Origin of the sequence: Streptomyces virginiae, from assembly GCF_040638905.1 — a bacterium.
GTDB classification, from domain to species: Bacteria; Actinomycetota; Actinomycetes; order Streptomycetales; family Streptomycetaceae; genus Streptomyces; species Streptomyces virginiae_B.
Genome location: NZ_JBEZYV010000015.1, coordinates 136,578 through 160,888 on the forward strand (window position 1 = coordinate 136,578; position 24,311 = coordinate 160,888).

At 72.8% G+C, this 24,311-nt stretch carries 18 protein-coding genes; 3 read left to right on the top strand and 15 right to left on the bottom strand.

Features of this window, described 5'->3' with window-relative positions; all coding sequences use genetic code 11:
• The 15 genes from AB0F82_RS22055 to pabB all read right to left on the bottom strand — a co-directional run bounded on the left by AB0F82_RS22055 (nt 1) and on the right by pabB (nt 20,602).
• Nucleotides 1-5,112, bottom strand: coding sequence for an amino acid adenylation domain-containing protein (locus AB0F82_RS22055; protein WP_362630312.1), 5,112 nt, complete (start codon nt 5,110-5,112; stop codon nt 1-3).
• A gap of 61 nt (nt 5,113-5,173) precedes the next feature.
• On the bottom strand, nt 5,174-6,391 hold the full coding sequence (locus tag AB0F82_RS22060; RefSeq protein WP_362630315.1) for a 3-deoxy-7-phosphoheptulonate synthase: 1,218 nt from the start codon (nt 6,389-6,391) through the stop codon (nt 5,174-5,176).
• A gap of 73 nt (nt 6,392-6,464) precedes the next feature.
• Entirely contained in the window at nt 6,465-7,736 is a 1,272-nt protein-coding gene (locus tag AB0F82_RS22065) for an MFS transporter (RefSeq protein ID WP_362630318.1), read from the bottom strand.
• Nucleotides 7,733-9,103: a hypothetical protein gene (locus tag AB0F82_RS22070; protein ID WP_362630321.1), complete on the bottom strand. Its 1,371-nt coding sequence runs from the start codon at nt 9,101-9,103 to the stop codon at nt 7,733-7,735. The genes AB0F82_RS22065 and AB0F82_RS22070 overlap by 4 nt, the downstream gene beginning before the upstream one ends.
• Nucleotides 9,100-10,008 (bottom strand): aminotransferase class IV, encoded by a 909-nt coding sequence (locus AB0F82_RS22075; protein WP_362630324.1) that lies wholly within the window; start codon nt 10,006-10,008, stop codon nt 9,100-9,102. Before AB0F82_RS22075 ends, AB0F82_RS22070 begins: the two co-directional genes overlap by 4 nt.
• A 5-nt stretch (nt 10,009-10,013) precedes the next feature.
• Complete coding sequence (locus AB0F82_RS22080; protein WP_362630326.1) at nt 10,014-11,081, bottom strand: isocitrate/isopropylmalate dehydrogenase family protein; 1,068 nt, start codon at nt 11,079-11,081, stop codon at nt 10,014-10,016.
• Nucleotides 11,078-13,105 (bottom strand): aconitase family protein, encoded by a 2,028-nt coding sequence (locus AB0F82_RS22085; protein WP_362630329.1) that lies wholly within the window; start codon nt 13,103-13,105, stop codon nt 11,078-11,080. Before AB0F82_RS22085 ends, AB0F82_RS22080 begins: the two co-directional genes overlap by 4 nt.
• A complete protein-coding gene (locus tag AB0F82_RS22090; RefSeq protein WP_362630332.1) occupies nt 13,102-14,349 on the bottom strand; it encodes a GNAT family N-acetyltransferase in 1,248 nt (415 codons plus the stop codon). Before AB0F82_RS22090 ends, AB0F82_RS22085 begins: the two co-directional genes overlap by 4 nt.
• Nucleotides 14,339-15,115 (bottom strand): class I SAM-dependent methyltransferase, encoded by a 777-nt coding sequence (locus AB0F82_RS22095; protein ID WP_362630335.1) that lies wholly within the window; start codon nt 15,113-15,115, stop codon nt 14,339-14,341. Before AB0F82_RS22095 ends, AB0F82_RS22090 begins: the two co-directional genes overlap by 11 nt.
• Nucleotides 15,112-16,272, bottom strand: coding sequence for a LeuA family protein (locus AB0F82_RS22100; RefSeq protein WP_362630338.1), 1,161 nt, complete (start codon nt 16,270-16,272; stop codon nt 15,112-15,114). The genes AB0F82_RS22095 and AB0F82_RS22100 overlap by 4 nt, the downstream gene beginning before the upstream one ends.
• The gene (locus AB0F82_RS22105; protein ID WP_362630341.1) at nt 16,269-16,856 is read right to left on the bottom strand and encodes a hypothetical protein; all 588 of its coding nucleotides are present in this window, start codon (nt 16,854-16,856) and stop codon (nt 16,269-16,271) included. Before AB0F82_RS22105 ends, AB0F82_RS22100 begins: the two co-directional genes overlap by 4 nt.
• Nucleotides 16,853-17,173: a chorismate mutase gene (locus tag AB0F82_RS22110; protein WP_053631241.1), complete on the bottom strand. Its 321-nt coding sequence runs from the start codon at nt 17,171-17,173 to the stop codon at nt 16,853-16,855. Before AB0F82_RS22110 ends, AB0F82_RS22105 begins: the two co-directional genes overlap by 4 nt.
• The gene (locus AB0F82_RS22115; protein WP_362630344.1) at nt 17,170-18,111 is read right to left on the bottom strand and encodes a hypothetical protein; all 942 of its coding nucleotides are present in this window, start codon (nt 18,109-18,111) and stop codon (nt 17,170-17,172) included. The genes AB0F82_RS22110 and AB0F82_RS22115 overlap by 4 nt, the downstream gene beginning before the upstream one ends.
• Nucleotides 18,108-18,596: a GNAT family N-acetyltransferase gene (locus AB0F82_RS22120; RefSeq protein WP_356812351.1), complete on the bottom strand. Its 489-nt coding sequence runs from the start codon at nt 18,594-18,596 to the stop codon at nt 18,108-18,110. Before AB0F82_RS22120 ends, AB0F82_RS22115 begins: the two co-directional genes overlap by 4 nt.
• Nucleotides 18,593-20,602 (bottom strand): aminodeoxychorismate synthase component I, encoded by a 2,010-nt coding sequence (gene pabB, locus AB0F82_RS22125; RefSeq protein ID WP_362630347.1) that lies wholly within the window; start codon nt 20,600-20,602, stop codon nt 18,593-18,595. Before pabB ends, AB0F82_RS22120 begins: the two co-directional genes overlap by 4 nt.
• A 953-nt stretch (nt 20,603-21,555) precedes the next feature.
• Between pabB and AB0F82_RS22130 the strand changes: the two genes are divergently transcribed.
• The 3 genes from AB0F82_RS22130 (at nt 21,556) to AB0F82_RS22140 (ending at nt 24,308) form a co-directional block, all read left to right on the top strand.
• The gene (locus AB0F82_RS22130; protein ID WP_362630349.1) at nt 21,556-22,782 is read left to right on the top strand and encodes an MFS transporter; all 1,227 of its coding nucleotides are present in this window, start codon (nt 21,556-21,558) and stop codon (nt 22,780-22,782) included.
• 102 nt (nt 22,783-22,884) lie between these two features.
• The gene (acpP, locus tag AB0F82_RS22135) at nt 22,885-23,127 is read left to right on the top strand and encodes an acyl carrier protein (protein WP_356812355.1); all 243 of its coding nucleotides are present in this window, start codon (nt 22,885-22,887) and stop codon (nt 23,125-23,127) included.
• Nucleotides 23,127-24,308: a beta-ketoacyl-[acyl-carrier-protein] synthase family protein gene (locus tag AB0F82_RS22140; protein ID WP_362630352.1), complete on the top strand. Its 1,182-nt coding sequence runs from the start codon at nt 23,127-23,129 to the stop codon at nt 24,306-24,308. Before acpP ends, AB0F82_RS22140 begins: the two co-directional genes overlap by 1 nt.
• The last annotated feature ends 3 nt before the right edge of the window (nt 24,309-24,311 follow it).

Consider the following 24,311-nt stretch of genomic DNA (forward strand, 5'->3'; position numbering starts at 1 on the left):
TCATCGCTGAGTGGTCCTCTTCTGGTCGTTCATGCGTCGGCGGACCGCACGCCGCGCGGCGGCCGTGCCGGTCGGTGCGGCCCCGGCCGCCAGGGCCGGTGCGGCGTGCCGCACGGGGGCGGGCGGCACGACGCCCGGCGGGCCGGCGCCGTCGCCACGGAGGTGGCGGGCGAGCAGCCGCGGGTTGGGGAAGCGGAACAGGTCCACGACCTCGACCGGGAGCCCCTGCTCCCGCAGCCGCTCGTGCATGCGCAGCAGCGACAGCGAGGTCAGACCGGCGTCGAAGAAGTTCGTGGCCGAGTCCAGCGGATCGGGCGATCCGAGCCCCTCGCCCTGTACGGCGCTCCCCTCGCCGAGCTGCTCCCGCAGGGCGGCCACGATCACGTCCTCGGTGGCCGACCGCGCCGGCCCGACGGCCGCTGTCCGCGGTGCCAGGGCGGCCGCGGCCTCGCGGACGTCGACCTTCCCGTTGCGGTCGAGCGGAAGTTCGTCCATGACGGCGATCCGGCCCGGCACCGCCCAGGCCGGGAGCACGGCGCCCAGCTCGTGGCGCAGCTCCTCCCCGAGCACCGGGTCCGCGCCCGGTGCCGCGACGAACGCGGTGATCTCCGTCCCGGAGACCACGACGGCGCACTGTGCCACCGCCGCATGGGCGCGCAACGCGGCCTCGACCTCGGCCGGTTCGAGCCGGTGGCCGCCGACCGACACCTGCCGGTCGCGCCGCCCCACGAACTCGATCAGTCCGTCGGGCGTGTACCGGCCGAGGTCGCCGGTGCGGTACGCCGTCACCCCGGGCTGCCCGTACGGGTCGGGCCCGAACGGCGACGGCTCCTGCACCGGGCTCGTGCCGATCGCCAGCCCGCGCCCGCGTACGACGATCTCCCCGAGCTGTCCGACGCCGGCGCCCTCGACGAGCAGTTCGCGCCAGGGACTGTGGGCCGCCAGCGGCACACCCGCCCGGTCCCGGCGGCGTCGCACGGGGTCGCCCGCCGGGTCGCGCCAGCGCAGCCAGGAGCTCAACTGCGGGGTCTCGGTGGACCCGTAGCCGTGGTGGATCTCCGCGGCGGGGGCGACGCGCCGCAGCTCCCGGGCCACCGGGTCGGTGAGCAGCGCCCCGGAGAGCACCACGTGCTTCAGCCGGTCGAGCCGCCTGCCCGTGCCGCGCGCCGCCGAGGCGAGCAGCTGGGCCAGGCCCGGGGTGGCGTGCACGGCCGTGATCCGGTGCTCCGCCAGCAGCTCCACGAGTGCCCCGGGCTCGGTGCCCGCGGCCGGGAGGTGGAGGGCCGCGCCGCTGGTCAGGGGCACCAGCACGTCGCGCAGTACCGGGTCGTGGCCCGGCGCGGACAGCATCAGGAACCGGTCGTCGGGGCCGGTCCCGAACGCCTCGCGGTACCAGTGCAGTGCCTCGGGCAGCGCCTCGCGCGGGGCGAACACCACACTGGGCTCCCCGGTGGTGCCCGAAGTGCACAGGGCGTGCCCCCAGTCGAGGACCACCGGCTCGGTGGCCGGACGCGGCAGGTCCGGTCCCGTGAGCACCGGTACGGGCCAGTCGGCGCCGTCGCCGGTCAGCACCGCCTCGGCGCCGCAGCCGGCGAGCGCGGCCAGCAGCCGGCGGGCGGGCAGGGCCGCGTCCACCAGGGCCACCGAGCACCCGCAGTGCCAGGCCGCCAGGAGTTCGACGACGGTCGCGGGCGACCGGTCGCCCGGCAGCAGCACGGCGCGCCCCGACCAGCCGGCCTCGCGCAGGGCCTCCGAGCGCGCCACGACCCGGTCGTGCAGCTCCCCGTACGTCATCCGGCCGCCGGGGTGGCTCAGCGCCACCCGGTCGGCGTGCAGCGCGGCCGCCCGGTCGAAGGCCTCGGCCACGCCGGTGAGGGCCGGACGCGGGACCGGTCCGGCGGGCGGCCGGTCACCGCCCAGCAGCCACCCGGACGGCGCCCGGCCGAGGTCGGCCGGGGCTTCCCGCAGGAGCCGCACGACCTGGCCGAGCAGGTGCCGGGCGGTCTCCGCGTCGAAGACGTCCAGGGCGTGCACCAGTTGGAGCCGGTAGCCCGACTCGCCGTCCCGGTGCAGGTACAGGCCGAGGTCGAACAGGGAGCCGGTGGTGCCCGGCTCCACCGGCTCGGCCTGGACCCCGTCGAACGAGGGGGCGGGAGCGGCGTGCGTGAGGTCGTTGAACCAGATCTGGTAGAGCGGGTTGCGGCTCAGGTTGCGGGGCAGGCCCAGCGCCCGGACGATCTGCTCGAAGTCCGCGCCGGCGTGGCCGTGGGCGTCGACCATCGTGTCGGATACCTGGCGGACCAGCGCGGAGAAGCTCTCCGCGGACCCCACGTCGACCCGGACGGGCAGGGTGTCGATGAGGAACCCGATGACGTCCTCGCTGGGGCCTCCGTCGCGGGAGGACCACGGGACGCCGACGACGACCTCGTCCTGCCCGCTCCACGAGGTGAGCACGGCGGTGAAGGCCGCGAGCACCACGGCGACGGGAGTGACCCCCGTGCGCCGCGCAACCTCCTCCAGGAGCCGTGCGTCCGCCCCGCCCACCGTGGAGTCGACGGCGCCGCCCTCGAAGGTGGTGACGGCCGGACGGCGCGCCTGGAAGGGCAGCCCGTGGGTGCGCGGGGCGTCGCCCAGCCGTTCCACCCAGTACGCGAGGTGCGCCTGCTGCTCCGCCGCGTCCTCGCGGCCCGCCCGGTCCACCAGCAGGTCGCCGAAGTGCGGCGGCTCGTCGGCGGGCGGGAAGCCGTCGTAGGCGGCGGCCAGTTCCGCGAGGAAGACGTCCACCGAGCGCTGGTCGGCGATCGCGTGGTGCAGCACGGCGACCAGGCAGCCGTCACCGTCACCGTCCTGTGCGTACAGGACCCGCAGCAGTGGCGCGCGGTCGACGGGCAGCGGCTCGGCCGCGGCCTGGGCCGCCAGTGCCCGGCAGTGCTGCGCTGTGAGGGCGCCGTCCGCCACCCGGGTCTCCAGCGGCGGCTCCACCCGCTCCGCGACCGCCTGGTAGGGGCCGGACCCGTCGCTGACGACGGCGGTACGCAGGGACTCGTGCCGCCGGACGACCAGGGCGAGGGCCTCGCGCAGCCGGGCCGCGTCCAGACCGCCCGGGACGCGCAGCGCGGCGACGACGTTGTAGGCGCTCAGCCGCGGGTAGAGCTGCTCCATCAGCCACAGCCGGCGCTGCCCGCCGGAGACGGGCGCGCGGGCCGGGTCGGGCCGCCTGGGCAGGGCGCCGCCGGCAGCAGGACCCCCAGGAGGACCGGCCGGGGTGGAGGCGGTGGCCGCGGTGGCCGCGCGCCGGCGCAGACCGGCCAGGGTGATCCGTTCGCGCAGCAGTTCCGCGAGGGTGATCCGCAGCCCGTACGAGCGCAGCAGCTCGCCCCGCAGCCGGACGGCGGCGAGGCTGTGGCCGCCCAGTGCCAGGAAGTCGGCGTCCTCGTCGACGGAGTCGAGCCCGAGCGCCTGTGCCCACAGCCGGGCCAGCGGGTCGCCCTCCACGGCCGCCGGCCCGCCGGCCCGGGGCGCGAGGAGTTCGGCGGCGCGCTGTCGCAGCAGCACCCGGTCCTGCTTGCCGCTGCGGGTCAGCGGCATCGTGTCCAGGGCGACGAAGTGCGTGGGGACGTACGCGGAGGGCAGCCGGGCGGCGACGTGGGAGCGGTACTCCTCCTGCCGGTCCGCGCCGCCCGGATCCGCGTTCGGGTCCGTGCCGTGCGGGCGGACGAACGCCACGAGGCGGGGCGCCCGGTCACCGGCGACGACCACGGCGCACTCGTCGACCCCGGGGTGCTCGCGCAGGACGCTCTCGACCTCGCCGGGCTCCACGCGCACACCCCGGATCTTGACCTGCTCGTCGATCCGGCCGTGGTAGCGGATCTGGCCGTCCACCACGCGGACGAGGTCCCCCGTCCGGTAGACGCGCTCCAGGCCGCTGCCCTCGGGGGCGGGGACGAACACCCGCTCCGTCAGGTCGGGACGGCCGAGGTAGCCGAGTGCCAACGGCACGCCCCCGATGCAGAGTTCACCGGTCTCACCCTCGGCGACCGGTCGCCCCCGCCGGTCCAGCACCAGCAGTGCGCAGTTGTCGACGGCCCGCCCGATGGGCACGTCGTCGATCAGCGAGGGATCCTCGGGGCTGTCCCAGTAGGTCACCTCGATCGAGGCCTCCGTGGGACCGTAGAGGTTGTGCAGCCGGGCGGGCAGCGTCTTGACGCACGTCCGCGCCAGCGCGGCCGGCAGCGCCTCGCCGCTGCAGAACACGTGCCGCAGGCTGGTGCAGTCGGCGGCGTTCGGCCAGCGCAGGAACTCGTCCAGCATCGACGGAACGAAATGGCAGACGGTGACCTGGTGTTCGGTCACCGTCTTCATGATCGCGGCCGGGTCGGCGTGCTCGCCGGGCGCGAGCAGGACGAGCCGCGCACCGACGATCAGCGGCCAGTAGATCTCCCAGCCGGACACGTCGAAGGTGTACGGGGTCTTCTGCAGGACGCGGTCCTCGGCCGTCAGCCCGTAGTGGCGCTGGCCCCACAGCAGCCGGTTGGTGACGCCCCCGCTGGGCACCACGACGCCTTTGGGCGTGCCCGTGGAACCCGACGTGAAGATGATGTTGACCGGCTGGTCCGCGGTGACGGGCCGCAGCGGGCCCGGTACGTAGGCCGCGTCGGGGCCGGCGGACAGCGGCTCCACGTCCAGCAGGGCGACCCCGTCCGGCCCCTGCCAGCCGGCCAGTGCCCCGGTGGTCCCCACCACCAGGTCCGGCCGGGCGGTGTCCAGGATCAGCGCGAGCCGCTCGGCCGACTCGTCGGTGGCCAGCGGCAGGTAGGGCAGACCGGCCTTGAGCACGCCGAGCAGCGCGGCCACCATGTGGGGGCCGCGGTCCGCGAGCACCGCGACGGGCCGGTCCTCGGGCAGGGCGCGGCGCAGCAGTTCGGCGGCGAGGCGGTCGGAGACCTCCTCCAGCCGGCGGTAGGTCCAGGTCTCCCCGGCGCCCGTGCACGCCACCGCGTCGGGTGCGCGCTCGCCCGCGGAGCGGATGAGGCCCGGGATGCCGTACGGCGCGGGATGGTCGACGGACGGGCCGCGCAGAGCACGGACCGTCTGGTCGGGATGTTGGTCCATCTCGGATGTTCCCCCGTTGCAAAAAAGAAAGAACCAGCTGGTGAGAGGTGGTCGGTGGCGTTCAGACGCGCCAGGCGGACACGACCGCGGCAGCCTGTTCCAGGTTCAGGCGGGGGTCGCACAGCGGTCTGGGCCGGCCGTCGAGCCCGGCGACGCCGTCGGTGTCGGCCACGCACTCCAGCACGTCGTCCGGCGTGGCCTCCAGGTGGAGTCCCCCGGCGGTCCCGCCGGCGCGCTCCACGGCCTGCCGGAAGCCCCGGACCTCGCGGACGACCTCCTCGACGAGGCGGGTCTTGCGGCCGGCCGCGGTGGTGACGGTGTTGCCGTGCATCGGGTCGCACATCCAGACCACGGGATGCCCGGCCCGGCGTACGCACTCCACGAGCGCGGGAAGGTTCTGCCGCACCGCGGCGGCCCCCTGGCGGGCGATGAGGGTGAGCCGCCCGGGCTGCCGCTCCGGGTCCAGCAGACCGCACAGCTCCAGCAGCTCCGCCGGGGTCATCGTCGGCCCGACCTTGCAGGCGACCGGGTTGCCCACCGTGGCGAGCAGTCGTACGTGGGCCCCACGGGCGGAGCGGGTGCGTTCACCGATCCAGGGCCAGTGTGTCGAGGAGAGGAAGGCCCGTCCCGATCCGTCCCCGCGGATCAGGGGCAGTTCGTAGTCCATGACGAGGGCCTCGTGGCTGGTCCAGGTCGTGGTGCAGGTCCACCCGGTGTCCGGTCGCAGCGCGGCGTGCACCGACAGGGCCGCCCGGTAGCAGTCCGTCAGCCTGCGCGGATCGTGGACGCGGGCGGCGGCGTCCGGCTCCGGGCCGTTGACCATGTGGCCGCGGAAGACCTGCAGTTCACCGCCCCCGTGGCGCTCGGTGGGCCGGGAGCGCGGCTTGGCGTACTGGCCGGCCATGCGGCCGACCCGTACCGTCGGTCGGCCGGTGGCCTCCGAGAACGCGGTGGCGAGGGCGTCGAGCATGCCGACCTTGGCGCGCACGGCCTCGGGCGTGCTGTCCGCGGGATCCTCGGCGCAGTCCCCGGCCTGCAGGATGTTCACCTCGCCCCGTGCGGCCCCGGCTACGAGCAGACCGAAGTCGTTCACGTCGCCGGGGCCGACTAGCCCCGGCGCGGAGCGCAGCTCCCGCAGCGCCGCGGGGAGGTCCTCGTGAGCGGCCCAGTCGGGCTGCTGCAGGGCGGGCAGTGCGGCGATGTGGTCGAGGGCTTCGGCCGGATACGGTTCCCCTCCGTACCAGCCCGGTTTGTCGACTAGAGATATGCCGTGCGGCATGGTGGTCCCCCTGATTGTGGTGCTCGTGGTGCTCGTGGTGCTGGTCGTTGCGGTGGTGCCGCGGTGGTCCGTGTCATGCGGCCACCTCCCCGGCGGGCAGGTGCGGCGGCGCGGCCGGCTTCACCGTCAGGCGGCGCACGCTGGAGCTGCACAGGGCGAGGCCGGTGGCCGCGACGACGAGTACGGCGCCGGTCACGAGCGTGGTGTCGATGCCCGCGTGCAGCGCGATCGGGCCGGCGGCCACCTCCCCGATCGGGATGGCCGCGAAGGAGCCGAGTGCGTCGTAGGAGTAGACCCGGGCCAGCCGCTCCTGCGGAATGTTCTCCTGGAGGGAGACGTCCCAGGCGACGGCCAGTTGTTCCAGTGCCACACCGTTGATGAACATCGCGGCCACCAGCAGGGCGACGTGCGAGGTCGTCCCGAGGGCGAGCAGCGGCACCGCCTCGAACGCTCCGACGGCCGCGCCGATCCGCAGGGCGTGGCGCGGCCGGGTACGGGCCGCGACGAAGCCGCCCGCGAACGCGCCGGCCGTCTGCGCGGCGAGCAGCAGCCCCCAGGTCGTCCGCCCGAAGGACTGGTCGGCGATGGTCGGCCCGAGGACCTGGAGCCCGCCGGCGACCACCGCGTTGATGACCAGGAACTGGAGCACGACCACCCACACCCAGGTGCGGGAGGTGAACTCCTTCCATCCCTCGCGCAGTTCGGCCAGCGGCCGGGCCGGCCCGGCCGGCGCCGCGGGCGTCCCCGCCGCCCGCAGTCCGGTGAAGCACAGCCCCGCCAGCAGGAACACCGCCGCGTTGACGGCGATGCCCCAGCCGGGGCCCGCGAGGCCCACCACGATGCCGCCGGTCGAGGCGCCGAGGACCATGCCAGCGTTGACGGCCATCCGGACGACCGCGTTGGCCGGCCGGATCATCTCGTGCGGGACCGTCTGCGGTACCAGGGCGGCCGCCGCCGGCAGGGACAGCGCGGACACCATGCCGTTGATCACGCTGATGACGACCAGCACCGGGATCGAGGCGAAGCCGAACAGCACGCTTGCCGCGATCACGGCCTGGGCCAGCCCGGCCGCCACGCTCGACCCCTGGAGCACCAGCCTGCGCGGCAGCCGGTCGGCGATCACCCCGCCGAACAGCAGCAGCGCCACGTTGGCCACCGACCGGGCCCCGACCACGATCCCGAGGTCGATCAGCGACCCGGTCAGGTCGAGCACCGCGAAGGAGAGCACGATCGGCGCCATGGCGTTGGCGAAGTAGGTGGCCATCCGGCCGCCCGCGAGGCAGCGGAAGTTCCGCTGCCGCAGCGGGTCCAGCAGGGTGGGGGCGCGGGTCCCTTCGGCGTTCATCGTCGGACCGTCGGCCTCTCCACGATCAGCACGCTGTTGGAGGCAGCGCCCTGGTGCGTGTTGATGAGGTCGCCCCGCTTGGGACTGCCGTGCCGGACGTAGATCCCCGAGAGCCTGCGGCCGTACATCATCGGCCCGAGGACGCAAGCGACGGCGGCGCTGCGGATCTCCCCGGTGGTCTCGTGCGCGAACTCGAAGGTGACGAGGTCGGCTTCCACCACCTGCTGGAGAACGTGGTCGCCCGATCCGGCGGCTCCCAGGACCCGCTCCCGCCACTCCCGTTGCTCCACCGAGCGGCCCAGGGTCACCCCGGCACCGCCGTAGCCGTCACCGGGCTTGAGCACCAGAGAGGTCCGCTCCTCGCCCAGGGCCTCCGCCCGGGCGATCACGGTGTACGGCACGTGCCGGCGTACGAAGTCCCGGTCGTCCGGACCGAGCAGGTCGAGGTCCTCCCAGATCCAGGCCAGCACCCGCTTGTCGCTGACCGGGCTGGTCGCCTCCGGGGTGTACATGCGGGCCGTGCCCGCCCGCAGGGCCGCGCCCAGGGCGTCGAGTCCGGGACCGGCCTGCTCGACGGGCAGGAAGAGCCGGAACACCCCGTGCGCGACGTGCCCGCCGGCCAGCAGCCGCTGCCGGTCGTCGAGGGCCAGCCCGTCCAGCGGGTGGCCGACCACCGTGATGCCGTGCGCCCTGCCCCGTTCGGCCATGGGGGCGAGGAAGGAGATGAAGTCGTCGAGGTCCGCCAGGTGGTCGAGGCCGTCCTCGTTGAAGACGGGCACGACGAGGCAGCCGCCCTCGGGCAGGCCGAGGAAGGAGACCAGCTCGGTGAAGAACGCGTCGACCGCGGACGGCGGGGTGCGCAGCGGGCTTCCCGACGGGTCCCCGGCCGCCGCCGGGCCGGCGTAGAGCTCCTGGAACTGCCCGGCGATGAGGTCGGCCTCGATGGCTCCGCCGATCGCCCCGTCGATGTTGAGCTCGACGACCTTGGGGACGCCCCGCTCGACCATCACGTCGGCGCGCATCGAGGTCAGCAGCCGCTCGGTGAGCGGCTCGGCCGGGTCGAGCAGCGGGAACTGACTGCGGGGCATGGAGAGCGCCTCCAGCAGCTCCCCGGCCGTCGACACCCGGCGCAGGCACGCCTGGAGCACCAGGCCCGCCGCACGGTCGGCGACCGCGCCGACCAGTGCGTACGCGTCGGCGTCCAGCAGCAGGGGACGGGTGGGGCACCAGGAGTCCGCGAGGCGCGGCACGCCGGCGTGTCCCCGCCGCCAGTGCTCCCGGCCGAGCGCGTCGATCCGGGCGCGCACCTCCTCGGGGAGGGTGTCGTACAGGTCGACCACGGGTGCGTCGCCGCGTGCGTCGCTCATGGGCGGGCCGCCCACCCCTCGTGACCGGGCAGCAGGCCCAGTTCGGCCTGCCGGTAGTCGCGGACGATCTCGGCGACCACGGCGTTGTCCGTGTCGAAGGCGACGTCGTCCAGGCACTGCACGGGGCGCACCCCGCCGGCGGTGCTGGCCACGCACAGCGCGTCGCAGGCCGACAGGTCCGCCGCGGTCAGCGGGCTCCGGTCCACCGCGTACCCGAGGCCGCCCGCGATCTCGATCACGGAAGCCACGGTGATCCCGTCGAGCGCGGCGGGGGAGTCGGGCACCAGCAGCGTACGGCCGCGCACGCCGAAGACGTTCTGCACGGTGCACTCGGCGACGAAGCCCGTGTCGTCCAGCAGCAGGGCGTCGTCGTAGCCGCGCCGCCGGGCGTCCGTCCATGCGATCCGGGAGCCCAGGTAGCCGGCGGACACCTTCGCCTTGGTCGGGAAGGCGTGCGGGCTGAGCCGGGCGACCGGCGACAGGGTCAGGCGGGGCTGCTGCGCGCGGATCACCGAGTCGAAGGACGAGACGTCGAAGGCCAGCACCGCGACCTGGGCCTCGGCGCCGGGTGCCGCGAGGCCCAGCACCCCGTCGCCGAGGAAGGCGATGGGACGCAGGTAGGCCCGGCGCAGGCCGTTGGCGGTCAGCGTCTCGTGGCAGGCGGCGGCCAGCTCGGCGGGGGACTGTGCGAGGGAGATCCCCACCAGGCGGCACGACTCGGCGAACCGGGTCATGTGCTCCTCGAGCCGGAAGACGTGGTGGCCGCCCTCCCCGGAGGGGAAGGCGGAGACGCCCTCGAAGACGCAGAGCCCGTAGTGGAGGCTGTGGTTGGCGAGCGTCAGGGCGGTGTCCCCGGCAGGGACCACGCTGCCCTGCCACCACATGAGCTTCGCTGGTTCGTTCATCCTTCTCAGTCCTTGTCGTGCCGGGCGACCGCCCGGCAAATCAGGTCGCCCACCTCGCCGGTGCGCGCGGTGCCGCCCAGGTCGGGTGTCAACAGGTCCCCGCGCAGCACCTCGTCGACGGCGCGCTCCACGGCGGCGTGCGCCGCGCGCAGTCCCATCCGGTCCAGCATCAGCGAGTAACTCATCACGGAGGCCAGCGGGTTGGCCCGGCCCGTGCCCACGAGGTCGGGGGCGCTGCCGTGCACCGCCTCGAACACGCCGGCGAAGTCGGTGTCGTCCGGGTCGTAGCTCGCCGAGGGAGCGACCCCGAGACCGCCGGCGAGCATGGAGGCCTCGTCGCTGAGGATGTCCCCGAAGAGGTTGCCGGCCACCACCACGTCGAAGCGGGCCGGGTTGCGGATCAGTTCCATGGCGGCGGCGTCGACGTACAGGTGGTCGCACTCCACGTCTGGGTAGGACGCGGCGATCGCGCGGAACCGGCCCTGCCACAGCGGGCCGGCGCTCGGCATCGCGTTGCTCTTGTCCACCAGGGTGAGCCGGCGGCGGCGGGAGCGAGCCAGCTCGAAGGCCGCCGTGACCACCCGATCCACGGCCCAGCGCGTGTGGACGCCGACCTCCATCGCGACGTGTCCGGGCCTGCCGCCGCGGACCGTGCCACCGACGCCCACGTACACGTCCTCGGTGTTCTCCCGCACGATGACGAGGTCCACGTCCCCGACGGCGCTCACGTGCTTGAGCGGGCAGTGCGCGAGCGCGCGCAGGCGCACCGGGCGCAGGTTCACGCCCAGTTCGAGCTGCTGGCGCAGCCCGCCGATGACGCGGATCGCATGCCGGTTGTCGGGGATCCGGGCGTCACCGAGTGCGCCGAGCAGCACCGCCCGGTGGTCGCGGCGGATCGCCTGGATGTCGATCTCGACGTCCCCGTGCTCCAGGAACCAGTCGGCGCTGTAGGGCAGCACCTCGGTCTTCAGGCCGGTGCCGAAGACGTCCTCGACCACCGCGTGCACCTTCAGCACCTCGGCCATGACCTCGGGTCCGATGCCGTCTCCCGGGATGACCGCGAGGGTACTCATACGGCCGACGCCTCCGCCCGTACCTGCGCCCCCGCGTAGGCCACCAGGCCGCCCGCGGCGAGCAGCTCCCGCTCGAACGCGGACGGCGGGGTGATGGGGGCGGAGGTCCCCCGGGTCACGTTGACCAGCTCGCCGCGCTCGTCGTCGACGACCAGCCGGTCGCCCTCCCGGATCTCGTACGCGAAGTCACCGACCTCCACCAGCCTGAGGCCGATGTTGAGGGCGTTGCGGAAGAAGATCCGCGCGAAGCTGTGCGCGACGACGAAGGGCGCGCCGGACGCCTTGATGCCCATCGGGGCGTTCTCGCGGGAGGAGCCGCAGCCGAAGTTCATCCCGCCGACGATCACCGAGCCGCGCAGGTCGTGCCCGGACGCCGCGTAGTGGTCGAGGAAAGGCTGGTTGCCCGCGTGGGCCATGATGTGCTTCTTGTACTCGGCCGGGTCGGGGATCTGGCAGAACACGCCCGGCAGGATGACGTCGGTGTTGACGTGGTCGCCGAACACCCACGCCAGGCTTCCGCCGCCCCCCGAACCGCCCGCCTCCGGCGCCGCCGCGGGTACCTCGTCCGTTCCGCCCGTGAGCGGGGCCCGGCCCTCGCGCGCCGAGTGCAGCGCGAACAGCTCGTCGATGCTGTCGCGAACCGCGTCCTCGTCGGCGTAGTAGTCGCCGCGGTCGCCGATCGGGGCGAGCACACCGGTCAGCGCGGCCCGCGCGGCGATGGCGGGGCTGGCCAGGACGACACTGGCGTCGACGTCGCCGCACCGGCCGCGGAAGTTCCGGTTGGAGGTGAAGATCGCGACCTCCCCCTTGCCGAGCACACCGGACTTGATGCCGATGCACGGTCCGCAGCTGGAGGACTCCACGTAGCAGCCGGCCTCGATCAGGACGTCGATCAGGCCCTCCTTCATCGCCGCCCGGTAGGCCTTCTGGGAGGCCGGGATGACGATGGTGCGCACCCCCTCGTGGACGCGCCGGCCCCGCAGGACGTCCGCGACGACCCGCAGGTCCTCCAGGTGACCATTGGTGCAGGAACCGATGAAGACCTGGTCAACGGGTATCTCGCCGTTCTCGTTGGCCCTCCGCGCCAGCGGCGCCACGCCCGTCATCAGGTCCTCGCGGCCCTCGTACTCGCCCCAGTTGCGCAGCAGGTGCTGGAGCTGGTGGGTGCCCACGGCGTTGTCCGGGGAGAACGGCAGCGCGACCGTCGGCTCGATCAGGCCCAGGTCGACGTCGATCACGTCGACGTACTCGGCGTCGTCCTCGTCGATGGTGAAGGACGGGTACTCCACCTCGTCGCCGAGGTAGTCGGCCAGCACCCCGTCCGTGGGGAACAGGCCGTACTTGGCGCCCATCTCCACCGCCATGTTGCTCAGCGAGAGACGGTCGGTGATCGCCAGGGAGGCCAGACCGGGGCCGCCGAACTCCAGGCTGCGGTAGACCGCCCCGTGCACGCCGATCAGGCCGCACAGGTACAGCGCCACGTCCTTGCCCTGTACGTGCGGACGCAGGCTCCCGCGGAAGCGGACCAGGGTCGCCTCGGGCACCCGCATCCAGCAGCTGCCCCGGACCAGCGCCATGGCCAGGTCCGTGGAGCCGATGCCGGTGGCGAGCGAGCCGATCGCGCCCGCCGTGCAGCTGTGCGAGTCCGCGCCGACCGCGACGTCGCCGGGGCGGATCAGACCCTGCTCGATGAGGATCTTGTGCTGGATGCCGCCGTCGTAGCCGACGTCGAACACCTTGATCCCGTGCTCGCGCGCGAAGCGGCGCAGCTCCACGAGGATCGACGCCATCGAAGCGGTGTGGGTGGGGACGACGTGGTCGAAGACGAAGGCGGTCCTCTCACGCTGCGCGGCGAGGCCCGCGGCGATGTACGCGTCGTCGAAGCCCGAGTCGCGCAGGATGTCCAGGGCCCACTTGACGGTCATCTCGCTGCCCCAGCACAGGTCGAACGGCAGGTCCACGACCTCGCCGGTGCTGACGGGACGGCCGAGTTTGTGCTCGAAGAGCTGCTTTACGAGAGTCATCGCTGAACGCGTCCATCCTGGTCGCCGAGAAGCTGTTTCTTGAGGCAGTCGAAGACGGCGACGTACGGCTCGATCCGCCGCTGCGCCGCCGGCGAGGAGAACCGGATCCATCCGCGCACCGGAGCCGGGCGGCAGCCGCGCAGCCGCTTCGCGTCCGCCGAACCCATGCCGTACGCGATGCGGCGGACGCCGCCCGCGACGGCACGTTCGACCTGGTGGTAGAAGACGAGGTTGAAGTAGGCGTAGCCAGCCCCCACGGCGGTGGCGTCGAAGCCGAGGAACTTGGGGTGCAGGACGCCCCCGGCCTCCAGGCACAGCAGGAAGCCCGACACGTCCGGCCCCTGCGCGTCCCTCCGCCGCACCACGTACAGCGCGGGTCCCAGCGCCGGGGCGGCCAGCAGCGCGGTGAACAGCCGCTCCATCGCGCCGCGGTCCACGGGCAGCCCGTACTTCTTCTGCTGTCCCTCGGACAGTTCGGCGCAGCGGGCGATCACCGCCGGGCCCGGGTCCGCGATCCGCTCCACGCGCAGCCCGGCCTCGCCGAACTTGCGCATCTCGGCGCGGACGACCGTACGGCGCTTGCGCTCCAAGGTCCCCAGGTACTCCTCCAGCGAGGCGCAGGACCCGGTGTCGAGGTCGTACTCCAGGTCGGAGAGGAATTCCAGGTATCCGTGGCCGGCGAGCGCCCCGTGCAGGTCCGCGTCCCCGCCGGACTCCCACAGGAAGGACTGCGAGGGGATCTCCTCGGCCCGGCAGAACGCGTCCACGGCGTCGAGCAGTTCGCCGATCGCCCCCTTCCGGTCGGTCCCGGGCAGGGTGAGGACGTCGCTGGCGTACCCGTACGGGCTGGTCATCACGAGCGCCGGATAGCCCGCCGCACGCGTGTGCCCGGCCTCGGCGCGCACGACGGCGGCGAGCAGCGCGCCCGCCTCGGCCGACTCCTGCGGCGAACGGTCCCGCTCCAGCGCCTGCCGGAGGTGGTCCATCTCGTAGTCTCCGAACAGGGCGCCCGTCGGATCGTGGTACGGGAACGCGTCCGGATCCCGGACCAGCAGACCCTGTACGCCGGCCACGGTGCGCCCGCCGTCCCGCAGCAGGAAGAGGACCAGCTCGAACCCGAAGCACTCCTCGACCGCGCGCAGCCAGTCGTACGAGAGGTACACCTGGGCCGGCGGGACGAGCGCGTCCCACTCCTCACGGCCGACGGCGGACGCCGACCGCATGACGACGACCTCAGTCCCCACGGACGTCCACGCCCTTCGTGGCGACCGCGATCAGGCGCTCGGCCCGGTGGTCGTACGGTCCGCCGTCGTAGTCCCCGTGGAAGCGGACCTCGGCGAAGCCCGCGCTGTGCAGCATGTCCCGCAGTTCGGCGGCGCTGTAGAGGTGGAGGGTCATCGACCCCGTGGCCGCGCGCGAGCCCTCGATGGAGTACCAGTCGCTGCGCAGCCGGCTCCAGTCGTCGAGGACTGTGTCGCGCTGGACCAGTACCTTCCCGTCCAGCTCGGACAGCGAGACGCGTTCGTCGCGGCGCGCGAGGACCTCCTTGCCGACGACGTCGACGAGCAGGGTCCCGCCCGGCGCGAGGCTGGTGTGCAGGTTGCGCAGCACCTGCACGTTGTCCTCGTGCCGGTCCAGGTACCCGAAGGAGGTGAACATGTTGACGGCGGCGTCGAAGGCCTCCGGCTCGGCGAAGGCGAGCATGTCCGCCTCGACGAGACGGACGTCGACGCCCGCGTGGCGGCTGCTCACCCTGGCCCGTTCCAGCAGCGGCGCGCTCAGGTCCACGCCCGTGACCGCGTGCCCGGCCCGGGCCAGGGGCACCGTGAACAGGCCAGGACCGCAGCACAGATCGAGGACACGGGCACCGGACGGGAAGCGGAACAGGGGGGACCGCTCCACGATCCGCACCGCCTGCGCGGCGCGCTCCGCCGAGAACAGGTGCGGGTAGAAGTCCCTCCAGAACGCCTGGTCCGCGAACCAGGCGCCGGTGTCGTGCTCCTCGCTCATACCGCCATGGCCGTTCGCTCGTGGTAGATCGCGACGACCTGGGCCTCCGTGACACTCGACTTCGTCAGCACGGACGCCTCCTTGACCTCGCGCAGGACCGTGCCGAGGACCGCGTCGTCGTAGGCGAGCCCGTGCTTGTCCAGGACGTGGGAGATGATCCCCTTGCCGGAGTGCTTGCCCATGACGATCCGCCGGGTGTGGCCCACCAGTTCGGGCCGGAGCGGCTCGTAGGCGGTGGAGTCCTTCATCACGGAGGACACGTGCAGGCCGGACTCGTGCGAGAAGGCGTTCCCGCCGACGATCGGCTTCATCGGGCTGACCTCGATGCCGGACAGGTCGGCGATCAGGTTCGACATGGGCTTGAGCCGGGACAGGTCGATGTTCGTCTCGAAGCCGTACAGCTGGGTGAGGGCCACCACGACCTCCTCCAGGGAGGCGTTGCCGGCGCGCTCGCCGAGGCCGTTGATCGTGCACTGGACCTCGTCGGCGCCGCCGAGGATGCCGGCGACCGTGTTGGCCGTGGCCAGCCCGAAGTCGTTGTGGCAGTGCAGCGAGAGCGTCACGTGGATCTGCGAGCGCAGCCGCTGGATGAGGGCGCGGAAGGCGTCGGGAGTGGTGGAGCCCACGGTGTCCGCGACACCGACCAGGTCCGCGCCGCTCTCCTGGGCGAGTACGAGGACCTCCTCCAGGTAGTCGTACGGGGTCCGGGTGGCGTCCTCGGACCCGCAGCCGACGTACATGCCGAGGTCCTTGGCGTAGGCGACGCCGTCGGCCATCTCGCGCTTGAGGCGGTCGCGCACCGAGCTGTCCGTACCGCCGAACTTGACCCGCATGTGCACGTCGGAGGTGGGGAGGAAGGTGTAGATGGCGTTCGCGCCACAGGCCCTGGCCAGGTCGATCTCGGTACGGTTCGGCCGGCAGAACGCCACCACGCGCGCGTTCAGCCCCAGCTCGGCCATGCCGCGCACGGCGTCCTGGTCGGCCTGTGAGGAGGCCGGGAAACCGGCGTCGATGACGTCGACGCCCATCTCGTCCAGGAGACGGGCGATCTTCACCTTCTCCTCGACCTGGAACGCCACGCCGCAGGTCTGCTCGCCGTCGCGCAGCGTGGTGTCACAGACGCGGATCTTCCGCGCGGCGGATGCGGTCCGGCTCATGCGTCCTCTCCCAGCAGGTATGCGCGGCACTTGGTGCCGATGACTTCACCGGAGAACCGGGGGCGGCGTCCGTAGACCACCCAGGTGGTGGTCACCGCGCCGATGTAGCGGTCCAGGCGCAGTGCCCCGTCGGACTTCTCCAGGTACTCCAGGTGCGTGAGCCCGGACTCGTACTTCCCGGCCAGCAGTTCGGCGCCGACCACGGGCTTGGAGGCCACGGGCACGACCTCCTCCCACTGCGACACGTCGACGTAGCCGGCGGTCGCCGGGACCAGCCCGAGCGACCGGGGCCGCTCCACGTCGGCGCGGCTGAGCAGTACCAGTTCCTTCGTGGGGTGGACGAAGGTGTCCACCACGTGGACCTCGCTGAAGTACCGCTCGGTGAGCAGGTGCACCTCGGGGTGCGCGCTGCACTGCACGAGGTAGTCGGACTCGCCGCGGCGCACCCGCTCCAGGCCCTCGTGCAGGTCGATGGTGAGGTCGATCTCGGCGTCGTCCTCGATGCCCTGGAAGGCGAAGTAGTGCTGTACGGCGTTCTCGTGGCAGCTTCCCTCGGGACCGAGGGTGGTGAAGGTCAGGGTCATCGCAGTGCCTCCGCGCCGGCCGCCGCGGGAGCGTCGATGATCTCGTCCTCCAGGCGGCAGGCCTCGTCGATGAGCAGGGTCGCCAGGGAGCGCATGAAGTCGGGGGAGAGGTCGAGCCGTTCGCCCCGGGCCGCGTACGCCTCGCGGACCGCGGTGACCCGCTGCGGCTGCATCATCGGGATGCCGTTGGCCCGCTTGACCTCGGCCACCTCGCAGCAGACGGCCAGGCGGGCCGCCACGAGCTCCGCGAGCTGCTGGTCCAGTGCCTCCAGCCGCTCGCGGAACGGCCGCAGGACCTCTTCGGGAGTCGCGTTCATCGCGATGCCTCCAATGCCAGGGCGCGGGCCGCGCCGCGCAGGGACGGGAGTCCGTATCCGCCCTCCTGGACGAAGACGGTGGGCAGCCGCTGCTCCGTCACGAGCGCGGCGACGGGACCGAAGACCTCCGGTGCCAGGCTCCAGGAGCCGTGCGGGTCGCCCGCGAGCACGTCGTAGCCGACCGAGACCACCAGAGCCTCGACGTCCTGGCCGCGCAGGTGGGACACGGCGTCCCCGACGAGCGCCAGGAACCCCTCCGGGCCGGGGTCGGACCCCGCTCCGAAGAGGCCGGGGCCCGGCTCGAAGGCGTACGGGAAGTCGTCGGGCCGGCTGGAGTGCACCGAGGCGAACGGCAGCGTGGGGTCGCCCTGGACGCAGGCGAGCGTGCCGTTGCCCAGGTGGTAGTCGACGTCGAGGATGCCGACCCGGGACGCGCCGTCCTCCTGGAGGGCCCGGGCGGCGATGACGGCGTTGTTCAGGAAGCAGTACCCGCCGTACCAGCCGGGCCCCGCGTGGTGGCCCGGGGGCCGCACCAGCGCGTAGGCGTGCTCTCCCCGGCGGGCCGTCAGCCCGGCCGCGCGGACCGCGGCGGCCGCCGCGCCCAGCGCCGCGGGCCAGACCCCCCGGGTGACGGGCGTCTCCTGCTCCAGGCCGGGCGCCGCGAACGCGTCGTCGAGGACGGACTCCGCGCCCGCGGGCACCCCGTGGCGCAGGTGTTCCAGCAGCTCCTTGCCGTGCACGGCCTCGGCGAGGCGCTCGGCCCGGACCGTTTCGTCCGTGCCGCCGGGCGGGGCGAGGACCGCCCCGCCGTCGAGCAGCCCGGCCAGGATCCGGTGGATCCGCTCGGGCACCTCCTTGCTGGCCACCTGGGCGCCGCCCGGCTCGACCGTGAACGGCAGGGCCTCGGACTCCTCCGGTACCACCACATGCAGGGTCATGACAGATCCTTGATGACGCGCGGGCCGATGACGCGGAAGCCGGAGCGCTCGTAGAAGGCCAGCGTCCGCGGGTACGAGGGGAACTGCTCGGCCGGCAGGCAGACTTCGACCCGGCGCACGCCGTCGGCGGCGCACAGCGCGTCCAGCTCGGCCAGCAGCAGGGCGGCGACCCCCTTCGACCGCAGACCCGGCTCCACCCACAGCTCCTGCACGTGCCGGTACGGCGCGGCGAGCCGCAGCGCGGTCTGGGTGGTGTACCCCAGTACGCCGGCCACGCGTCCCTGCCCGTCCCGTGCGACCAGCACCCCGGCGCCGTCCCGGCCGGCGATGGCGTCGGCCACCGCCGCACCGAGCCCCGGGATCGTGTGCGAGGCGTCCCCGCGCAGCTCCCGCAGGAGCGCGGTGACGGCATCGGCCACCGCCTGCGCCTCCTCGGGCCTGGCCGGCCCCGTTTCGAAGCCCGTCCCGCATTCCACCGTGCTCATCCCTGGCACCTCGCAGCCGTTCCCGATATGGCCCCGTCCAGCTCCTCGACGCCGAGGACCCGCAGCAGCGCGCGGGCCTTGAGCCGCGTCTCCTGGAACTCCTCCTCGCCGTCGGAGAGCACGATCAGTGCGCCGCCCACGCCGATGCGCACGCGGTTGCCCTCCCAGACGATGGTGCGGATCACGATGGACTGGTCCGCCGCCCCGTCGAAGCCGAACCAGCCGAGGCTGCCGGAGTAGACCCCCCGCTCCTCCGGCTCCAGGGCATCGAGGAGCTCCACCGTCCGCTTCTTCGGCGCACCGGTCATCGACCCGCCGGGGAAGAGCGCCTGCACGCAGTCCACCGCGCCGCGGTCGGCGCGCAGCTTCCCGCGCACGGTGGTGACGAGCTGGTGCACCGTGGCGTAGGACTCCGCAGCCATCAGCTTGGGCACGTGGACCGTGCCGGCGTCGCAGACCTGCCCGAGGTCGTTGCGCAGCAGGTCCGCGATCATCAGGTTCTCGCTGCGGATCTTGCGGTCCGTCTCCAGCGCCTCGCGGGCGGCCTCGTCGGCCACCGGGTCGGCGTGCCGGGGGGCGGTGCCCTTGATCGGCTTCGCCTCCACCTCGCCGTTGCCCGCGACCGTGACGAACCGCTCCGGCGAGGAGCTCAGCAGCGAGCGCTCGCCGAGCCGGATGTAGGCGGCGTAGGGTGCCGGGTTCGTGGCTCGCAGCCGCAGGTAGGTCTCCAGCGGGTCGGCCTCGCTGGTGCCGCTGATCTGGTACGTGTAGCAGGCCTCGTACGATTCGCCGTCGTGCAGCCACTGCTGCACGGTGTCGAAGTGGCGCAGGTACGTCTCCCGGTCGACGCCCGGCTCCAGTACGGCCGGGGCGCTCTCGCGCCGGGGCCGCGGCACCAGCGGGCGGCGAGCCAGCGTGCGCACCTCCTCGCACCACGCATGGTGCTCCTCGGCGGACAGGCCCACCGTGACCAGGTAACGCCGGTCGGCCTCGTGGTCGTAGGCCACGTACCGGTCGACCCGCAGCAGCTCGGCGTCCGGCCGCTCGCCGCTGCCGGCCCGGCCGATGCCGACGCTCCCCTTCACGCCGTAGCCGAGGTAGCCGAGGTAGCCGCCCGCGAACGGCACCGGAGACGCGCCGGCCGGTACGGGCGCGGTCGCGAGACCGGCCCGCAGGTGCTCGAAGACGGTGCCGGGCAGCCGCTCCACGGCCTCGTGGGTCTCGCGTTCCACGACGCCCGCCCCCGCGTACGCCCGGAGGACCTCCAGGCCGTCCCCGGCGCAGGAGCCGAGGTAGCTGTAGCGGCCCATCCCATAGGCGGTGCGCGAGCTGTCGAGCCAGAAGCTGTACGGGCTGTCGGCGAAGGCGCGCAGGAAGAGGCCCTCGGCGTCGAGGTCCGCCTCCAGTTCGCTCCAGCGGAGCGCGGGCGTGATGCCCAGGAAGTTCGCGACGATCTCCTCGCCGTACTCGCTGTCCACCGACTCGGGGTGGAACTGCACGCCGTGCAGAGGACGTTCGCGGTGGCGCAGGCCCATCAGGACGCCGTCCTCGGACCAGGCGGTCGCGACGAGGTGCTCCGGCAGCGGCTCGGTGACGGTGAGGGAGTGGTAGCGCACCGCGCGGAAGCCCTGCGGGATGCCGGCGAAGACGCCGGTCCCGGTGTGGGTGATCCCGCTGGTCTGCCCGTGCACGGTCTCCGGCGCGTGGCGCACGTCGCCGCCGAAGGCGAGGGCCAGGCCCTGGTGGCCGAGGCACACCCCGAGGACGGGCACAGTGGCCCGCTCCAGCAGGTCCCGGCACAGCCCGAAGTCCTCGTCCCTGGCCGCGGTGCCCGGGCCCGGGGAGATCACGACGTGGGTGAAGTCCTGCCGGAGCAGTTCGTCCGCCGTCGCCTCGTCGTTGCGCACGACGACGGGCGGCACACCCGCCACCTTCCAGATCAGCTGGAAGAGGTTCCACGTGTAGGAGTCATAGTTGTCTACGAGAAGGATCCGCAGGTCTATCACGATGTGGTCGAGCTCCTTGACGGCCGGTCCGGCCTTTTGGGCACGGTGGACCGGCTGACCGACTTTTCTACCGGTGGTGATTCATCGGTGAATCCACTGCGCCGAATTGAGCGCACGACGGCACGCTCAGGCGGAAGCCGGGCATGGCGATGCGGATGAAAGTGACATGTTTTCAAGCCCCCGTTGCGTCTGTCACTGCTCGGATCTTCACCGGACGTTCATAAATGGCCGTTGGTCGATGGCCGGTACTGCGGTCCGGGAAGGCCGTTCCAACGTTCGATGCTAGTCATGCCGGGCCGAATATGCATCCTTGTGTGACTCAACCCACTGCGACCTGCGGTAACTCCCGCGGTCGTGAACCGAGTCAGTTGTCACACTCTCTACGTCCCCGCCGCAAGCGAATATTGATGGACCATCAGTCGTCGTCGGCGGCCGCCGGAACGCCCGCCGCAATCCTGGCCAGGTCGGTGTCGCCGGTGGGGAACGGGGTGCGCGGTAGACCACGTCGCGGTAGGGCGCACCGCACCCGCTCGCGCCCGGCGGCGCGCGAGGCCGCCGCCACGTCCGCGTCGCCGCCGGGCCCGGAAACGGAATCCTCCTTCGCGGTTCGCCCATGTGCGGGCACTCCGTCGGAATCGGGTATTGACAACCGATCCGAACATATCGACCGACCCGATAGTTTCAAGCCGCATGTAGTGGGGCCGGGGGGAGGTTGACCGGAAACCGACTTTCCTTCCCGGTCAAGTCGGCGGCAAGGCGGGCGATTTCGGCCACTGGTGAGCGTGATCGCCCTCACGCCCGCGCCGTTTTTGTCGGTACATGCTTGCTGGTACGTTGATCGGAACAACCCCGTTCGTAAAGCCGGTTCACGAGACCGGCTCGACTTGAAAGGGGAGCTGGGAAATTCACGATCCTGACATGCGTGATCCCGCGCAGGGTCCCGGGGAGGCGTCATGCCCCACAAGGTGATTCTGGCGCTTCTCGCAATCGGCTCCTTTGCCGTCGGCACGGACGGCTTTGTCATCAGTGGGATCCTTCCGCGTATCGCCGGTGAGCTGGACGTGTCCGAGCCGATGGCCGGGCAGCTCATCACGGCCTTCGCGCTGAGCTACGCGATCAGCGCGCCGGTCCTGATGACCCTGACCGCCGGACTGTCCCGGCGCGTCATGCTGCGCGGCTCGATGCTGGCCTTCCTGCTCGCCAACCTGCTGGGCGCACTCGCCCCGACGTACGGGGTACTGATGGCGGCCCGGATCCTGGCGGGGATCAGCGCCGCCCTCTACATGAACACCGCCGCGGCCACCGCGACGGCGCTCGCGGGGGAGCGGTACCGGGGACGGGCGGTCTCCATGATCATCGGCGGGCTCACGGTGGCCACGGCGCTCGGCGTGCCCGGCGGGACGCTGGTCGGGCAACTCGGCAGCTGGCGCCTCACGCTGGCGCTGGTCGTGGTGCTGGCCCTTCCCGTCCTCATCGGCCTGTTCGCGGTCCTGCCCGCGGTGCCGCAGCCGCCCGCGGTCAGCATGCGGGACCGGGTGCGGATCGGTGCGCAGCGTCCGGTGCTGCTGGCCGTCCTGGCCAACCTGTTCGCGGTCGCCGGCTGCTTCACCGTCTTCACCTACCTGGCGGCCTTCACCCGCGCCACCACGGGCATGGACGACGCCAAGGTGAGCATCGTCCTGCTGGTGTTCGGCGTCGCGGGAGCGGTCGGCAACGCGGTCGGCGGCCGCCTCAGCGACCGCATCGGAGCGGAACGCACCTTCACCGCCTCGGTGTCGGGCGTCGCACTGACCATGGCGCTGCTCGCGGTGCTGTCGAGCTTCTTCGCCTCCGGATCGGCGGCGGTGGTGGCCGTCTTCCTAGCCGTCACGGTCGCCTGGGGCACGGTCTACTGGGCCGAACCCCCCACCGCCATCCACCGCGTGCTGGACCTGGCGCCGACGGCCCCGAGCGTGGCCATCTCCGTCAACAGCTCCGCGTCGTACCTCGGCGTCGCCCTCGGCGGCGCGGTCGGCGGCGCGGTCCTCGACCGGCTCTCGCCGGCCGCCCTCGCCTGGACGGGGGCGGGCCTGGAGTTGATCGCCCTGGCCCTGGTCGTCCTGCCCAGGGTCCACGCGGGCCGCAAGGGCCGGGCCGGGAAGCCCGCCGGTGTGCTGCGGGAGCCCGTGCCCGAAGTGTGACCTTGACGACTTCCGGACTTCCGGCGCTGACACAGCGACGCGAAAGCTGGAAAAGTATGAAACCTAGACAATTCATCTGATTTTGGGGGAGGTTGGCCACCCGTGGCTAACGACGACGTTTTCGACCGGCTCACCACCTGCACCGTCGACGTCCTGCAGGTCAAGGCCGAGTCCGTGACCCCGGACGCGAGCCTGACCGACGATCTGGGCGCCAGCAGTCTCATCCAGGTCGAGCTGGTGATGGCCGTCGAGGAGGAGTTCGGCATCTCGGTGCCCGACGAGTCCGTCGAGGAGATCCAGACCGTGGGCGACCTGCACCGACTGATCCTGTCGCTGGTCGCCTGATGGCCGGCGAAGCACAGTCCGCACGCCGCGTCGCGGTCACCGGTCTCGGTGTCGTGAGCGCCTGCGGCACGGGGGCGGAGGCCTTCTGGGAGGGCCTCTTCCAGACGCCGCCGGACGGCCACCGAGAACTGGCGGACTGGGACCCGTCACCCTGGATGGACGTCCGGGAAGCCCGGCACACCGACCGGTTCACCCAGTTCGCCGTCGCGGCCGCCGACATGGCGTACCGCGACTCGGGCCTGACGGAGGTGGACGCCGAGCGCAGCGGTGTCGTCGTCGCCACGGCCCTCGCCGGCGTCAGCACCTTCGAACGGCAGAGCGTCATCCACCACGAGCGCGGCGGCCGGCGGGTCTCCCCCTTCCTCGTGCCGATGATGATGGCCAACGCCGCCGCCGCGACCGTGGCCATGCGCCAGGGCTGGCGGGGTCCGTGCGAGAGCCTGGAGACCGCCTGCGCCGCCGCAACCCACGCCATCGGGCACGCGGCACGGATGATCGCCGACGGCACTTGCGACCGGGTCCTCGCCGGCGGCACCGAGGCGGCCATCACACCGACCGTCGTGGCCGGGTTCACCAACATGCGGGCCCTGTCCTCGTCCGGCCGCACCCGGCCCTTCGACGCGGAACGCGACGGCTTCGCCATCGCCGAGGGCGCCGCGGTGCTGGTCCTGGAGGAATGGGACACGGCGGTGGCGCGCGGCGCCACCGTCTACGGCGAGGTGCTCGGCTCGGGCAGCACGGCCGACGCGCACGACATCACCATGCCGGCGCCCACCGGCGCCGACGCGGCCCGCTGCATCCGCCTGGCCCTCCAGGACGCAGGGGTGAGCCCGCAGGACGTACGGCAGATCAACGCCCACGGCACCGGCACCCTGCGCAACGACGAGGCGGAGACCAACGCCATCCTGTCCGTCTTCGCGGACTGCCCGCCGGTGACCTCCACCAAGGGGGCCACCGGGCACGCCTTCGGAGCGGGCGGCGCGTTCGAGGCGGTCGCGGTGTTCCTGTCCATGCGCCACGGAGTGATACCCCCGACCGTCGGCCTGACCGCGCTCGACCCGGCACTCGCCGTGGACGTGGTGACCGGCGAGGGCAGGAAGTGGGAGCCAGGACCGTCCCTCACCCAGTCGTTCGGCTTCGGCGGCCACAACGGCGTCCTCGTCCTCGGCCCTGCCGGATAGCGT

Bases quoted from the DNA above. Each gene is read 5' to 3' on its own strand.
- AB0F82_RS22055 (WP_362630312.1), bottom strand. From the start codon at position 5,112: ATGGACCAACATCCCGACCAGACGGTCCGTGCTCTGCGCGGCCCGTCC.
- AB0F82_RS22060 (WP_362630315.1), bottom strand. From the start codon at position 6,391: ATGCCGCACGGCATATCTCTAGTCGACAAACCGGGCTGGTACGGAGGG.
- AB0F82_RS22065 (WP_362630318.1), bottom strand. From the start codon at position 7,736: ATGAACGCCGAAGGGACCCGCGCCCCCACCCTGCTGGACCCGCTGCGG.
- AB0F82_RS22070 (WP_362630321.1), bottom strand. From the start codon at position 9,103: ATGAGCGACGCACGCGGCGACGCACCCGTGGTCGACCTGTACGACACC.
- AB0F82_RS22075 (WP_362630324.1), bottom strand. From the start codon at position 10,008: ATGAACGAACCAGCGAAGCTCATGTGGTGGCAGGGCAGCGTGGTCCCT.
- AB0F82_RS22080 (WP_362630326.1), bottom strand. From the start codon at position 11,081: ATGAGTACCCTCGCGGTCATCCCGGGAGACGGCATCGGACCCGAGGTC.
- AB0F82_RS22085 (WP_362630329.1), bottom strand. From the start codon at position 13,105: ATGACTCTCGTAAAGCAGCTCTTCGAGCACAAACTCGGCCGTCCCGTC.
- AB0F82_RS22095 (WP_362630335.1), bottom strand. From the start codon at position 15,115: ATGAGCGAGGAGCACGACACCGGCGCCTGGTTCGCGGACCAGGCGTTC.
- AB0F82_RS22100 (WP_362630338.1), bottom strand. From the start codon at position 16,272: ATGAGCCGGACCGCATCCGCCGCGCGGAAGATCCGCGTCTGTGACACC.
- AB0F82_RS22105 (WP_362630341.1), bottom strand. From the start codon at position 16,856: ATGACCCTGACCTTCACCACCCTCGGTCCCGAGGGAAGCTGCCACGAG.
- AB0F82_RS22110 (WP_053631241.1), bottom strand. From the start codon at position 17,173: ATGAACGCGACTCCCGAAGAGGTCCTGCGGCCGTTCCGCGAGCGGCTG.
- AB0F82_RS22115 (WP_362630344.1), bottom strand. From the start codon at position 18,111: ATGACCCTGCATGTGGTGGTACCGGAGGAGTCCGAGGCCCTGCCGTTC.
- AB0F82_RS22120 (WP_356812351.1), bottom strand. From the start codon at position 18,596: ATGAGCACGGTGGAATGCGGGACGGGCTTCGAAACGGGGCCGGCCAGG.
- AB0F82_RS22130 (WP_362630349.1), top strand. From the start codon at position 21,556: ATGCCCCACAAGGTGATTCTGGCGCTTCTCGCAATCGGCTCCTTTGCC.
- AB0F82_RS22140 (WP_362630352.1), top strand. From the start codon at position 23,127: ATGGCCGGCGAAGCACAGTCCGCACGCCGCGTCGCGGTCACCGGTCTC.